We start from the raw sequence: 13,475 nt of genomic DNA, 5'->3' as shown, positions 1-13,475 counted from the left end.
CTTGGGGGAGCAGTGGACTGGGGGACGCTCGTCGCGGCGGTGAGCGGGGGCTCCATCGCCATCACCGGCACGGTCCTGGCCGACCACCTGCGCCACCGCCGCGAGGCCGATCAGGGACTCGGCGCCCGGCGGCGGGCGGTGTACATCGAGTTCATCGGCGCCGCCGAGGTGTGCCACGCGCGGCTGCGGCAGATCGCGCAGACGCCCCGCGCGGGAAGCGCCGAGGAGGACGACTTCGACGCGATCACCCGCGCGGCCCTGGCCGAAGCGGCCATCTACGAGGTGCGCGAACGCCTGTACATCGACGCGAGCGCCGACGTCGCCGGCGCGGGACAGGTGATGTTCGAACACCTCCGCACGCTGCGAGGCGTGGTGGCGACAGGCGCAACACACTCGTCCCCGGCCTTCCACGCCGCCTACCACCCGTACATAGGCAGCGTCTGGAACTACCGCGTGGCCGTACGCAAGGAACTGGACGGCCAGTCCCTCACACCCAGGGCCTTCGGCTGGACCAACTGGGACGGCAAAGACCGCTGCCCGGTGTGCCGGGACCGCTAGAGAAGGCTCTCGTCGTGGACCACCCAGCCGTGGCCCAACTCGCGCCGCAGACCGTCCAGGGCCGCGTGCGCTTGCCGTGTGAAGCGCTGGTGCTCCTCGGCTGACCACGGCGACGGGTTCGGTGGGTACTCCCAGTCGATCGACGACTGGTATGTCTCGGCCAGCCTCGCAAGTTCGGCCCGGAGCGGGGGGCTGATCGGGAGACGGTCCAGTTCGCAGGGGTAGCCGTACGGGCTGTCCATGTCCTGCGGCCACAGCGGGGTGTCCACGCCGGCCTCGAAGAAGAATCGCAGGTGGATCATGCCGCATCCTCTCAGGTACCGGGAAGCGTCATCGTGGGGAAACATTTCCGTTCCTCTTTCTCCGGGGGTGGCGTTTATCGTGGGCGGGAGCCCAGGCCGATGTCGTCCGGCGGCATGTATCCGTCAATGCCCCACCCGACGACTGGAGCACGGTGAGCTCGGTGATCCCGCGCGTAGCTTCTCTTCCGCCCTGGCTCGGCCATGCCCTGCGTGCGCAGCGGGGGCCCGTGCCGTGGCATGCCGTGCTGCGGGGTGCGCTGGCCGCGGGGCCGTTGTTGTGCGCGGGCGTGGCCTTCGGGCGGGCCTCCGGGGGAGTCGTGGCCGCGCTCGGGGCCATGCTCGCCGGCTTCAACGACCGGCCCGGCAGTCGTCGCGCCGCCGTGCGGCGGCTCGGAGTGCCCGCGGTCGCCGGTGCGGGCGGGCTCGTCTTCGGGTCGTACGTCGGTGAGGTGGCCGGCGGGGCGTATACGCTGCCCCTCCTCTTCGCCCTCCTCGGGCTCTTCGCCGGTGCCTTCAGTGCCGTCGGGCCCGTCGCCTCGGCCGCCGGCACCCAGCTGCTCGTCGCCGCCGCCATCGGCGCCGGGATGCCGTTGCCTGAGCCCGGGTGGCAGCGGGCCCTGTTCTTCCTCGCCGGGGCCGGGTGGCTGATCGTGCTGCGCCTCGCCCTCCCCTCGCCCGGCAGGGGGCGGGCCGCCGCCGGGCCCTACCGTCTCGACGGCGAACGCGCCGCCGTCCGCGCCGTCTACGAAGCCGTCGCCGCGCTCCTCGACTCCGCGGGCACCCCCGAGTCGACCACCCGCCGTGCCGCCCTCACCGCCGCGCTCGACCACGCCCAGGACGCCCTCTCCGGGCCCCGCCTGCGCCGCCACGCCAGCTCCGCGGCCGAGCGGCGCCTGCACGCGCAGTACCGGGCCGCGCTGCCGCTCGGCGAGGCGGCCACCGCGCTCGCCTGGGCCGGCGAACCGCTCCCGGCACGTACGGGCGAGGGGCCCCGCCGTCTCGCCGCCGCCGTCCGCGACGGCGTCCCCTGCGGGCCGCTGCCCGCGCCCGCCCGGTCCGGCGTCGGTCTCCGCGCCCTCGACGACGCCCTGCTGCACGCCGCCGAAGCCTTCGACAGCGGGTCCGCCCGGCCCCCGCGCGCCGCCCACGGGCACGGACCCGTCGGCGTACTGCGCAAGGCGGCCGGTCCCGGCGGGCGCGAGTACGGGGTGCGGGTCGCCCTCTGCTTCGGGGCGAGCGCCGCGGTCGCGCAGGCCCTGCACCACCCGCACTGGTACTGGCTGCCCGCCACCGCCGTCTTCCTGGTCAAGCCCGACCTCGGGCCGCTGGCGTCCCGCGTCCTGTGCCGCGCGCTCGGCACCGTCCTGGGCGCCGTCGTCTTCGCGGCGCTCGCCGCCCTGCTGCCGCGCCCCGCCGGTCTGGTCGCCGTCGTCGCCGTGTGCGGGGCGCTGATCCCCGTGGCCACCCGGCACTTCGCCGCCCAGACCGCCGTCGTCACCGTCCTCGTCCTCGCCCTGGTCATGGTGGGCGGGGAGCCGCAGGCCTCCTGGGGGCGGATCGGCGAGACGCTGCTGGCCTGCGGGATCGTGCTGCTCGTGGGGCACCTGCCCTGGCCGGTGCGGCGCGGCGGCCGCGTACAGGACCGGCTCTCGGCCGCCCGCACGTCCGCGCACGCCTACCTGCGCCACGTCCTGAGCGACGCCGACGCCGACACCGACGACAGTGACGGTGACGGTGACCGAAGCAGTCGCGGCGGGGCGCCCGGCGCCGACCGCCGCGCCGCCCGCTGGGCCCTGCGGCGCGAGGCCTACCGGACGCTGGCCGAGGCCCGCGCCGCGATCGACCTCGCCGCCGCCGAACTCCCCACCCTGGCCCGGCACTCCGCGGGCTCGGAGCAGGTCGCGGTCACCCTCGAACGCCTCGTCGACGCCACCACGGCCTGCGCGGTACACGTCGACGACACGGGACGCCTGCCCCGGCGGCACGCGGAGCGCATCGACGCGCTGCTCGACGAACTGGAGCTCACCCCCGTGGCGTGAGCGGCCGCCTCAGAAGTCCACCCGCACCCGGTCGTCGAGCCGCGCCACCGAATCCTGCGCGTACTCCTTGACGTAGTCCCCGCGGATCTCCTCGATCGCGGCGTCCCGCTTGTGCGCCTGCGAGGTCGGATACAGCAGGATCAGCTCGTACGACCGCTCACGCTCGATCTTGCCGTTCGAGTCCCGCCACTGGCCGCGGCCGTCCTGCACGGTGAGTCCGTCCGGGAACGACGGCGTCACCTCGTCGTCGATGAACTCCATGAACTGCTTGTCGGTCACGTCGGGACCGCCGTCGGGGCGTTCGGTGCCGAAGAGGAGGCGCGTCTCGGTGTATGCCTCACCGCGGGACACCTGCGAGGTCGTGGTCCTGCCGGGCGCCTGCGTGCCGGTGTCGAACGAGGCGTACGCGGCCGGGGCGCCGATGGCGAGGACCGTGGCGGCGGCCGCGGTCACGGCGAGGCGGGTGCGGGAGATGCGGGAGAGGGTGAGGGGCATGACGGCTGATCCCTTTCTGCGGTCTGTGCGGTCTGTGCGGTCTGTGCGGTCTGCGTCGCGAGTCGTCCGTGGCGTCCGTGGCGGCCGTGTCGGTCGTGACGGCCGTGTGGGCCATGACGCCCGTGACGCCCGCGTACGTTGATCCATAACGGGCGCCGACGGTAGCGGACACGCCGTGCTCCCCGCCCTCCCCCACCCGGCCGCACGGCTGGATATCTCTCCCATCCCGTAAGTCGCCGTCTTCCCATACGACACTCAACTCCCATACGTTGCGGAGGACTTGACCGGAGTGGTGGAGGGGACGGCTGGCATGAGGGCACGTATCGGGACAGGCCTTGCCATGGCGGTCGCGGCGGCGAGCGCACTGGCGTTCGGTACCGCGGGGACCGCGACCGGCACCCCCGCGGCGGCGGCCGGCGATCCCGCACCGCAGTCGCCGTACGCCTCCACCACGGGCGTCGGCGTCCACAACGCCTACGAGAAGGCGAAGTACCCCTACTTCGCCGACGCGCTCGACTCCGGCGCCGGGATGCTCGAACTGGACGTGTGGACCAACGTCTTCGGCAGCGGCTGGCGCGTCTCGCACAGCAACCCGCTCGGCAACGACAACAACTGCGAGAACGCCGCGAGTCCGGCCGAATTGCGCACCAAGTCACGCAACCAGAGCCTCGCCGGGTGCCTCTCGGACATGAAGAGCTGGCACGACGCCCACCCCGGCCACCGGCCCATCCTCGTGAAAATGGAGCTGAAGGACGGCTTCCAGGGCAGGAACGGACGCGGTCCCGCCGACCTCGACACCCTCCTGAAGAGCAAGCTCGGCGACGCCGTCTACCGCCCCGGTCAGCTCACCGGAGGCCACGCCACCCTCGACGACGCCGTACGGAGCGACGGCTGGCCCCAGCGCGGCGCCCTCGCGGGCAAGTTCATCGTCGAGCTCATCCCGGGCACGGTCGAGCAGGGCAACCCGGCCGACACCCTGTGGACCGACCGCGAGTACGCCACCCATCTGCGCGACCTCAAGGCCGCGGGGCGCCTGGGCGATGCCGCCGCCTTCCCCGCGGTGCTCGGCGCGGCGGCGGGCGACCCGCGCGGACGGTACGCGGACGCGGCGATCCGGCCCTGGTTCGTGCTGTTCGACGGCGACGCCTCGGCGTACGCGGGCGGCGGCATCGACACCAAGTGGTACGCGGACCGGCGCTACCTGGTCGTCATGTCCGACGCCCACAACGTCGCCCCGGCCATCGACGCGGTGAACCCGACCGAGGCGCAGGCCCGGGACCGCGTGGCCCTGCTCGCACGGAACAACGCCAGCATCGTGTCGTCGGACTGGTACCCGCTGCCGGGCGTCCTCTCCACGGTGCTCCCGCGCGGCTGACCTGACCGCGCGACCGGCCTCCCGCGCGGCTGACCTGACCGCGCGCCCGACCATCCGTACGACATCGGGCCCGCAGGGAGAGCTAGCGTTCGATCCGTATCCACACCGGCGCGTGGTCCGAACCCGTCGCGTTCCTCCGCTCCGCCGGATCCCCGTCCTCCACCGACGGCAGCGCCATCGCCGTGGCACCCGGCACACCCGTGCCCGCCGCCTTCACCAGGTCCAGGAAGCCGCGGCTCACCAGGACGTGGTCGATCAGCTCGCGGCGCCCCGCGTGGATACGGGACCAGCGCTGCTCGGGCGGCACGAGCGGGGCCACGTTCCACAGCCGCTGGGCGTCGCCCTTGTCCGGCTGGTCGAAGCCGGGGGTGCCGATCTCGGAGCCGGGCGGGCCGAGCAGGATCTGGGTCGTCGCCGCCGACACCTCGTCGTTCAGGTCACCGAGCACCACGACGTCGTGCCGCCGGCCGTCGCCCTTCAGGAGACGGCCGGCCACGGACCGCACCAGCGTGGCCTCCGCCGCGCGCCGGTACAGCGCGTACGCCCCGAAGCGGGCCCGCTCGCCCTCGTCCCGCGGCTGGAAGCGCCCGCCGCCGTACGACAGGAGCTTCGACTTCAGATGGCAGACGGCCACGTCGAAGAAGAAGGCGCGCGTGGTCACCGTCACCGCGAGGACCCCGCGGCCCGCCCGCGACACCGGCCTGCCCGCGTCACCGGACTGCACCGGGCGCAGCGGTTCGGGGAAGCGGTTCTCGTCGGCCACGACGAACACCGGCAGGGAACTGAGGAAGCCGACGCGGATGCCGCGCTCGTCCGTGTGTTCCGACAGCGTGGTGTGCCAGGTGCCCTCCAGCATCCCGGCCAGATCCGCGAGGGCCTCCGGGTCGCCGACCTCCTGCACCCCGAGCACGCTCGGGTTCAGCGCCTCGATCGTCGCCGCGAGCGAGGCCAGCTTCGCCTCGTACGTGGCCTTGTCCTTGGGCCCGAACTTGCCGCCGGGCCGGTAGAGGTTCTCCAGGTTCCACGTGCCGACGAGCATGACGGGCTCCAAATGTGCTGGCGAGGCGTTGGGTTGACGGGCCGACGAGTTCCCGGGATCCCGGGATGCCGGGATGCCGGGATGACGTCAGGGTGCTCGCGAATCCGGCGACGCGACAGGCCACGGGATGCGCACTCCCCGTACCGTGAAGAGATGACGCCGCCTCCCGCGCACGGCCCCGCCGAACTCGTCATCACGGGCTGCACGGCCCTCGTCCACGACGCGAAGGGCCGGGTCGGGTTCCTCGACGACGCGGCCCTCGTCGTACGCGACGGCCGCATCGACGCCGTCACCACCACCCCGGCCGTCGCCGGACTCCAGGCCGCCGAGCACATCGACGCACGCGGCCAGGCGGCCCTGCCCGGACTGATCAACTGCCATACGCACACGCCGATGGTGGCCCTGCGCGGCCTCGCGGAGGATCTGCCGGCGCACGAGTGGTTCAACGACTGGATCTGGCCCATCGAGTCCAACCTGACCGAGCGGGTCGTCGGCCTCGGCGCGCGGCTGGCCTGCGCCGAGCTGATCCGGGGCGGCGTGACGACCTTCGCCGACCACTACTTCGCCATGGACACCGTCGCCGACGTCGTCGCCGAGAGCGGGCTGCGCGCCAACCTGGGCGCGGCCTTCTTCTCCTCGCAGGGGCCCGAGGGCCGCGCCGCCTCGCTCGACTTCGCGCTGCGGCGGCGCGGTGCCGCAGGTGGCCGCATCACCACCTCGCTCGCCCCGCACGCCCCGTACACCGTCGACGACGGCGACCTCGCGGCCACCGCCGAACTCGCCCGCGAGCACGGCCTCATGGTCCATCTGCACGCCGCCGAGAACCGCGCCCAGACCGACAACAGCCTGGAGCGCCACGGCCGCACCCCCATCGAAGTCCTGCACCGCACCGGCCTGCTGGACACCGACGTCCTCATCGCGCACGGCACCGGCATCCTCGACCGCGACCTGCCCGTACTGGAGCGGGCCACGGGGCGGGTCGCCGTGGCTTCCGCGCCCCGCGGGTACCTCAAGTTCGGCTGGGACACCACACCCGTGCGCGCCCTGCGCGAGATCGGCGTCCCGGTGGGCCTGGCCACCGACGGGGCCGCCTCGAACAACACCCTGGACGTCTGGCAGTCCATGGCGCTCACCGCACTCGTCCAGAAGTCCACGCGGCGCGACCCGGCCTGGCTGACCGCACGCCAGGCCCTCGACCACGCCACGCTCCAGAGCGCGCGGGCCGTCGGACTCGGCGAGGAGATCGGCAGCCTCGCGCCGGGCCGCCGCGCCGACATCGTCCTCGTGGACCTCGACGGGCCGCACACGCAACCCGTGCACGACCTCGCGGCCACGCTCGTGCACAGCGCCCGCTCGGCGGACGTCACCACGACGATCGTCGACGGGCGGATCCTGATGCGCGACCGGCGGCTGCTGACCCTCGACGTGCCGGGCACCGTCGCGGAGCTGAGCGCCGAACTGCCCGCTCTGATCGACCGGGGCCACGGGAAGCGCATCCAGGAATACGAGGGCTGAGGGCCGAGGGCTGAGGGCCGACGACTGCGGGGGAGGGAGGGAGAGTGAGTGGGGGAGTGAGGGAGCTTTCCGGCTTCCCCCAGATTTCCGGAAGTTTCTTCGCTGCGACCGATGAGTTCCGGCGATCGCGCAGGTCACCCCTCGCAGAAGGCACGGATCCGAGGGGCGGATCCGCCGGAGGGACTGAGGGACATGGGACTTCCCGACATCGTCACGCGCGAGGAGTGGCTCGCCGCGCGCCAGGAGCTGCTGGCCAAGGAGAAGGCGCAGACACGGGCGCGTGACGCGCTCAACGCCGAGCGGCGGCGGCTCCCGATGGTCGAGATCGGCAAGGAGTATCTGTTCGACGGTTCGGACGGCAAGGCGACCCTGTTCGATCTTTTCGACGGAGACGCCCAACTCATCGTCTACCACTTCATGTTCGCCCCGGAGTGGGACGCGGGCTGCCGCAGCTGCTCCGCGTTTCTCGACCAGATCGGCCACCTGGCCCATCTGCGGGCCCGCGGCACGAACTTCATCGCCGTGTCACGCGCGCCCTTCACCAAGATCCTGCCCTTCAAGGCGCGGATGGGCTGGACGGTGCCGTGGTACTCCTCCCACGACAGCGACTTCAACCACGACTTCGCCGCCACCGTCGGCGACGGCGAGACGTCCTTCGAGCAGCCGGGCCTCAGCTGCTTCCTGCGGGACGGCGACCGCGTCTTCCACACGTACTCGACGTACGACCGCGGCCTCGACTGGATCGCCTCCTATTCGAGCCTCCTCGATCTGACCGCCCTGGGCCGCCAGGAGGAGTGGGAGGAGCCGAAGGGCCGGGCCACGGGGCTCGGGGCGCCGGCGGGCAGCGGCCGCGTGAAGTACCACGACGAGTACGAGATGTGACGGACCGGCACGAACAGGTGTCAGGTCCGTCACGTCGCGAGTCCTTTTCGCCCCTCGGCGCGTTCTACTGCATAAGAGTCCGTATGGACTGCCAACGGGGGAGCAGAAGGACAATCATGAACAGCCGAGTGGTACTTGAACGCTTTCCGGCCGGCGGGCCCCGAGGATCGTGGCCCGCGGAGGAGTTCGCGACGGCTCGCCGCAGGGAGGGGCAGCAGGCGGAGGTCGTCATGGACCTCGCCTCCGACGCCTTCCTGGTGATCGTGCGCGAGCCCGCCGCGGCCGCCGTCACCGACCTGGCGGAGATAGCCGCCGCCGCATAGGCCCGCGTGGACACGCCGCCTCTCAGCGCTCGGCGTGCCCGTTCGGCGAGGGGATCTTCGGGACGGCCTTCGTGAACTGGTCGGCCTGGAGCGCGTACAGCTCCGCGTACACCCCGCCCGTCTTCAGCAGTTCGTCCGGCGTGCCCGACTCCACCAGACGCCCGCCGTCCAGGACATGGACCAGATCCGCGTGGCGCACCGACGCCAGGCGGTGGGTGATCAGGATGACGGTCTGGCCCGTCCCGGCAAGCGCCCTGATCTTCTCGAAGACCTCCAGCTCGGCGCGCGCGTCGAGCGCCGCCGTCGGCTCGTCCACGATGAGGATGCTGCCGCGCCGGTACGCCGCACGCGCGATGCCCAGGCGCTGCCACTGGCCGCCCGACAGCTCGTGCCCGCCGGTGAACGCGCGGGCCAGCAGCGTGTCGAGCCCGCGCGGCAGATCGGCCACGACGTCCCCGGCGCCCGCCTCGCCGACCGACGCGCCGATCCGCTCGTCCGTGAGCGGCACGGACGAGCGGCCGATCGCGATGTTCACGCGCGCCGTGAACGGCCAGCGCTTGAAGTCCTGCGCCACCATCGCGATGCGCTCGGCCAGTTGCCCGCGGTCCGCGGTCGCCGCGTCGACGTCGTCCCACAGGATCCGGCCCTCCTTCGGCGCGTACAGACCCGCCAGGAGCTTGACCAGGGTGGTCTTGCCGGAGCCGTTCTCGCCCACGAGGGCGACGATCTTTCCGGTGGGCAGGGTCAGGGAGACGTCGCTGAGGGCGTCCCTGCCCGAGGTCCCGGGATAGCGGAAGGTGACGTTCTCGAACCGGATCTCCCGTGGATCCGGCGGCAGCGCCGCCCCGCCGACCGGGATCGCGCGGTCCGCCGCCTCCACGAACAGCCGCTCCAGGTCGCCCACGAACAAGGCGTCCTCGTGCAGGGAGTTGATCTCCAGGACGAGGGTGTCGAGATTGGACGCCCCGGTGCGGATCGCGATGACGGCGGTACCGGCGACGGACAGCGCCATCGCCCCGGCGAGCAGCAGCCCGCCGAGCGTCGCGTACGTCGCCGCGGTGGCCACGCCCGTCCAGGCCGCCGCGATCAGCCCCGTCCGGGCGGCGAGCCGCGCCAGGCGTGCCTGCTCCTCCTCCGCGGCCTCCGACATGGACCGGAAGTGCCGCAGCAGGAAGGGGCCCACGCCGTGCACCCGGATCTCGGGGGCCGCCCGCGCCTCGGTGAGCAGGCTCCCGATGAGCCGACCCGCGCGGGCGTGCTGCACCCAGGCGTGGAAGGAGACATAGCGGCGCCGGGCGATCGTGAGGGCGCTCCAGGCGCTCGGCAGCGTCATCGTCACCAGGAGCGGCAGCAGCACCGGGTGCAGGACGGTCAGGACGCTCGCCGCCGCGATCAGGGAGATCATCGCGTTCACCACGCGCGTGGCGATGCCGATCATGCGGCGGGCGGAGGAGGCCCCGTACTGCGCGGTGTCGAGCAGCTTGTGGAACGCGTCGTCCTCGATGGCCGAGAGCTCCACCGAGGCGGCCTTCTCCAGGTACTGCTCGGTGGCGACGCGTTCGACCTTCGGTTCGAGCCGTCCCGTCGCGTACGTCGACGCGGCGCGCAGCAGTGCGGCGATCAGCAGCACGCACGCCATCGTCACCAGGGCGGGCGCCGCGCCCCGCAGCCGGTCGGCGATCGGGGCGTCGGTCATCAGCCGCCCGAGGATGCTGTTGACCGCGAGGAGGCTCACCGCCTGGGCGAGGCCGCGGCCCACCTCGGCCCCGATGACGATGCGGGCCGCGCGCCGGTCGGCCTGCCAGGCGAGGCGGAAGCTGGCGGCGAGGAGCGCGGGGAGGCGCTTCAGCATGGTCCGGAACCCCAGCTGGAGGAAGGCCTCCTCGTACTGGGCCCAGCCCGTGTCGTAGCGCAGGGGGCCGCCGAAGAGCAGGGACTCCGACTCCGAGGTCGTACTGGCGTGTGGTTTTTTGCTCTGTTTGTCGTTCGTCTGCTTCTCCTTGTCGGTTCGCGTCACGCGGTGTGCGGGATCGCAACCCCGGGCAGCTGTCACCGGCGCATCCGAGCAGCTGCCATCGGTTCACCCGAGCAGCCGCCGCCGGTTCACCCGGGCCGCAGTGCCATACCCCATGCAGGCAACCGCGCACCCGCGCAGGCAAGGGAGTTCTTCGGCGACCGACGCTCTCCGGCCAGCCTTGGCCCTCACGAGAGCGAGCCGGAAAGGTCCGCACAGCCGGCCGCGGACCGCACCACGCGTACGGTCCGTGACGACGAGGAGCTGCTCCATGAGGAGATCGCGATGAGCGGCAGCTCCGGTTCCGCGCACTTGTACGCAGGTGAGGAGGCGAAGGAGGCGATGGCCGCCGGGTTCCGCGCACCCGTCGACGAGGAGCGTGCCGTCATCGCCGCCCCGCAGAGGGGTCACGGCCCCCGCGGCGCCGAGCGCGCCGACGGGAAGTCGATGATGGCCGAGATCCATGGGCGCACGACCGGGGCGTGCCACGGCAGAGGCGGCTCCCCGCGCATGGCGCCGAGGCGCGGGCGGCACCCCCGCGCGCCCCCGGCGGCAGGGCGGCCGGGCAGCCAGGCGGTCGGACTAGGCCCGCACGGCCCGTGACCACGTCGGGGTGGTCCCCGTGGCGCCGCACCACGCCAGGTACAGCGGAATCGGCGGCGTGTAGGGAACCTCGCCCCCCGAGGGGCTGTGGATCAGGGACGGGGCGCGGCGGGCGCCCGGCACCACCGCTCCCGCGGCGTAATGCGCGGGGGAGGGCCATTCGAGGGCGACGTCCGAGTCCGCCGGGACGATCCACCACCAGCGGGCCGCGTCCACGTCCTCGTACACGCACCCCACGCGGGGCAGCCGCGCCATGAGGCGGGGGCCGAAGCGTGCGGGCACCGAGACCGCGTCGCACCCCAGGGGCTGCGTCATCCCGGCCGGGACGGCGAGCCGTGTGGGCGGCGGTGGCGAGGCGGCGGCGACCCGCCTCCGTTCGAGGCGGACCAGCGTGTCGAGGTCCAACAGCCGCCGTACCGTCACCGTGCTCACACGCCCCCTGTCCACGTCGTCCTCACGCCCGCACTCTCCGTCACGTCACGCCCGCAGTTCCGCCCATACGGTGAGGCCTGCTCCGGGACCTTCGTCCCGCACACCCCACGCGTTGCTCACCGCCTCGACGAGAAGCAGTCCCCTCCCGTGCTCCTCGTCGGCGTCGGGCCCCTCCTGGGCGGGCCGCGGGACACCTGATCCGTATCCGTCGTCACGCACGGCTATGCGCAGTGACCCGGGCTTCGTGCAGAGCTCGCAGACGATCCGGTGACTCGCGGTGTGCACGATCGCGTTCGTGACCAGCTCGGAGACCACGAGGGCCGCGGCGTCGCGGGCGTCCTCGCCTATGTCCCAGCCCAGCAGCTGGGCGTTCGCGAGCCGTCTGGCCTGTGCGGCGGAGCCCGGCCGTGGCACCAGCGCGAAGCTGACGCAGAGCTCGGAGCCGCTCTCGGCCCACGCGTCGGCGGTGACGCCAACAGGGGCTTCGGCGGCAGCTGTGTGTAACGGCGCGGGCGGAGTCACGCCATCCACTATCGCCCCGCCGGGAACACCTTGGCAAGACCCACTCTGAAAAGTGCACAGTGGCGTGTTCCTTCGAGACGGCACGTGGCACACTGCTCGCAACGGCTCCAGGTGCGGAGTGAATTGGCATGTCATGGAGTACGTGGAGGTAGGACGTGAGCGAACCGCGGTCCGCGCCGACCGTCGGCCAGGTCGTCCTAGGCCGTCGTTTGCAGGACCTGCGTGAGCGCGCGGGCCTCAAACGGGAGGAGGCCGCGCGGATTCTCCGCGTGGCCCCCGCCACGGTCCGCCGCATGGAGATGGCCGAGGTCGCGCTCAAGATCCCGTATCTCCAGCTCCTCCTGAAGTCCTACGGCGTCGCCGACGACGAGGCGGACGCCTTCGTCACGCTCGCCGAAGAAGCGAACAAGCCGGGCTGGTGGCAGCGGTTCCACGACATCCTGCCGGGCTGGTTCAGCATGTACGTCAGCCTGGAGGGCGCGGCCAGCCTCATCAGGTCCTACGAACCGCACTTCGTGCCGGGTCTGCTCCAGACCGAGGAGTACGCACGCGGTGTGATGCGCTCCGGAGCGATCGGCCAGACCAACCCCGACGACATCGAGCGGTACGTGGCGCTGCGCATGGAGCGCCAGTCGCTGCTCACCCGCGAGGACGCGCCACGGGTCTGGATCGTGATGGACGAGACCGCCCTGCGCAGACCCGTGGGCGGTTCCGATGTGATGCGCGAGCAGATCGACAAGCTGCTCGACGCCGTCGAACTTCCTCATGTGACGCTGCAGATCGCGCCGTTCGCGGCGGGTCCGCACCCGGGCACGTACGGCCCGTTCGTGCTGTTCCGCTTCGCCATGGCGGAGCTGCCGGACATGGTCTACAGCGAGTACCTGACCGGCGCCGTCTATCTGGACGCGCGCACCGAGGTGGCGACTCACCTCGAGGTCATGGACCGCATGGCGGCGCAAGCCGCGACGGCACATCGCACAAAGGAGATCCTCCGGGATCTCCGCAAGGAGCTGTGAATGGATCGACACCGAGCCGGAACGCGCCCCGGGGGCAAACCCGGAGCCGGATCCCGCCCCGAGTCCCGGGACGACTCCCGGATATACAACGGCATGCCCGCCCGCGAGCTCGGCAGCGAGGGCTGGCACAAGCCGTGGAGCGGCGGCAACGGCGGCAACTGCCTGGAGGCCATGAAGCTGTCCGACGGCCGGGTGGCGGTCCGCCAGTCGGCTGATCCGGACGGGCCGGCTCTGATCTACACGCACGGCGAGATCAACGCGTTCATCCAGGGGGCGAAGGCCGGGGAGGCCGACTTCCTGCTGTCGTGAACCGTCAGCCGCGGGCCGCCGGCCGTGATCTGCTGGTTCTGAGCTGGTCGT

Annotated in this window: 15 protein-coding genes; 9 read left to right on the top strand and 6 right to left on the bottom strand. The window is 72.4% G+C overall.

The genetic code is table 11. The features are described 5' to 3' along the window. The first annotated feature begins 12 nt into the window (after positions 1-12). Positions 13-558 (top strand): CchlQ, encoded by a 546-nt coding sequence (locus QBL25_RS12500; RefSeq protein ID WP_409057107.1) that lies wholly within the window; start codon positions 13-15, stop codon positions 556-558. Here the strand turns inward: QBL25_RS12500 and QBL25_RS12495 are convergent. Beyond that, positions 555-860, bottom strand: coding sequence for a hypothetical protein (locus QBL25_RS12495; RefSeq protein ID WP_409057106.1), 306 nt, complete (start codon positions 858-860; stop codon positions 555-557). The genes QBL25_RS12500 and QBL25_RS12495 overlap by 4 nt on opposite strands. 161 nt (positions 861-1,021) lie before the next feature. On the opposite strand from QBL25_RS12495, the gene QBL25_RS12490 reads away from it, so the two are divergent. Further along, on the top strand, positions 1,022-2,899 hold the full coding sequence (locus QBL25_RS12490) for an FUSC family protein (RefSeq protein WP_409057105.1): 1,878 nt from the start codon (positions 1,022-1,024) through the stop codon (positions 2,897-2,899). A 9-nt stretch (positions 2,900-2,908) separates the two neighbouring features. Here QBL25_RS12490 and QBL25_RS12485 read toward each other — a convergent pair whose 3' ends face one another. Continuing rightward, a complete protein-coding gene (locus tag QBL25_RS12485) occupies positions 2,909-3,394 on the bottom strand; it encodes a DUF3574 domain-containing protein (protein WP_409057104.1) in 486 nt (161 codons plus the stop codon). A gap of 310 nt (positions 3,395-3,704) precedes the next feature. Here QBL25_RS12485 and QBL25_RS12480 point away from each other — a divergent pair, with 310 nt between their 5' ends. Further along, the gene (locus QBL25_RS12480) at positions 3,705-4,769 is read left to right on the top strand and encodes a phosphatidylinositol-specific phospholipase C domain-containing protein (RefSeq protein ID WP_409057103.1); all 1,065 of its coding nucleotides are present in this window, start codon (positions 3,705-3,707) and stop codon (positions 4,767-4,769) included. An 82-nt stretch (positions 4,770-4,851) separates the two neighbouring features. Here the strand turns inward: QBL25_RS12480 and QBL25_RS12475 are convergent, their stop codons facing one another. Then, a complete protein-coding gene (locus tag QBL25_RS12475; RefSeq protein ID WP_409057102.1) occupies positions 4,852-5,808 on the bottom strand; it encodes an endonuclease/exonuclease/phosphatase family protein in 957 nt (318 codons plus the stop codon). A 153-nt stretch (positions 5,809-5,961) separates the two neighbouring features. On the opposite strand from QBL25_RS12475, the gene QBL25_RS12470 reads away from it, so the two are divergent. The 3 genes from QBL25_RS12470 (at position 5,962) to QBL25_RS12460 (ending at position 8,528) form a co-directional block, all read left to right on the top strand. Continuing rightward, the gene (locus QBL25_RS12470; RefSeq protein ID WP_409057101.1) at positions 5,962-7,323 is read left to right on the top strand and encodes an amidohydrolase; all 1,362 of its coding nucleotides are present in this window, start codon (positions 5,962-5,964) and stop codon (positions 7,321-7,323) included. A gap of 192 nt (positions 7,324-7,515) precedes the next feature. Next, complete coding sequence (locus QBL25_RS12465; RefSeq protein WP_409057100.1) at positions 7,516-8,205, top strand: DUF899 domain-containing protein; 690 nt, start codon at positions 7,516-7,518, stop codon at positions 8,203-8,205. Between the two features lie 116 nt (positions 8,206-8,321). After that, complete coding sequence (locus QBL25_RS12460; protein WP_409057099.1) at positions 8,322-8,528, top strand: hypothetical protein; 207 nt, start codon at positions 8,322-8,324, stop codon at positions 8,526-8,528. Between the two features lie 22 nt (positions 8,529-8,550). Here QBL25_RS12460 and QBL25_RS12455 read toward each other — a convergent pair whose 3' ends face one another. Continuing rightward, the gene (locus tag QBL25_RS12455) at positions 8,551-10,461 is read right to left on the bottom strand and encodes an ABC transporter ATP-binding protein (RefSeq protein ID WP_409062623.1); all 1,911 of its coding nucleotides are present in this window, start codon (positions 10,459-10,461) and stop codon (positions 8,551-8,553) included. Positions 10,462-10,827: 366 nt separating this feature from the next. Between QBL25_RS12455 and QBL25_RS12450 the strand changes: the two genes are divergently transcribed. Then, positions 10,828-11,145: a hypothetical protein gene (locus tag QBL25_RS12450; RefSeq protein ID WP_409057098.1), complete on the top strand. Its 318-nt coding sequence runs from the start codon at positions 10,828-10,830 to the stop codon at positions 11,143-11,145. On the opposite strand, the gene QBL25_RS12445 is transcribed toward QBL25_RS12450, so the two are convergent. Then, positions 11,125-11,577, bottom strand: a complete 453-nt coding sequence (locus tag QBL25_RS12445; RefSeq protein ID WP_409057097.1) for a hypothetical protein — start codon at positions 11,575-11,577, stop codon at positions 11,125-11,127. The two genes, QBL25_RS12450 and QBL25_RS12445, sit on opposite strands and share 21 nt — an antisense overlap. A gap of 45 nt (positions 11,578-11,622) precedes the next feature. Further along, the gene (locus QBL25_RS12440; protein WP_409057096.1) at positions 11,623-12,099 is read right to left on the bottom strand and encodes an ATP-binding protein; all 477 of its coding nucleotides are present in this window, start codon (positions 12,097-12,099) and stop codon (positions 11,623-11,625) included. Positions 12,100-12,254: 155 nt separating this feature from the next. On the opposite strand from QBL25_RS12440, the gene QBL25_RS12435 reads away from it, so the two are divergent. Together QBL25_RS12435 and QBL25_RS12430 are read left to right on the top strand one after the other, a co-directional pair. After that, positions 12,255-13,115 carry a helix-turn-helix domain-containing protein gene (locus QBL25_RS12435; protein ID WP_409057095.1) on the top strand — a complete coding sequence of 287 codons (861 nt, stop codon included), beginning with the start codon at positions 12,255-12,257 and terminating at the stop codon, positions 13,113-13,115. Positions 13,116-13,208: 93 nt separating this feature from the next. Continuing rightward, positions 13,209-13,424 (top strand): DUF397 domain-containing protein, encoded by a 216-nt coding sequence (locus QBL25_RS12430; RefSeq protein WP_409062622.1) that lies wholly within the window; start codon positions 13,209-13,211, stop codon positions 13,422-13,424. Positions 13,425-13,475 lie beyond the last annotated feature (51 nt).

It is taken from the genome of Streptomyces sp. SYP-A7185, assembly GCF_046103685.1.
Lineage (GTDB): Bacteria > Actinomycetota > Actinomycetes > Streptomycetales > Streptomycetaceae > Streptomyces.
Note: the sequence above shows the minus strand (reverse complement) of the source record. Positions and strands in the feature narration are given on the sequence as shown.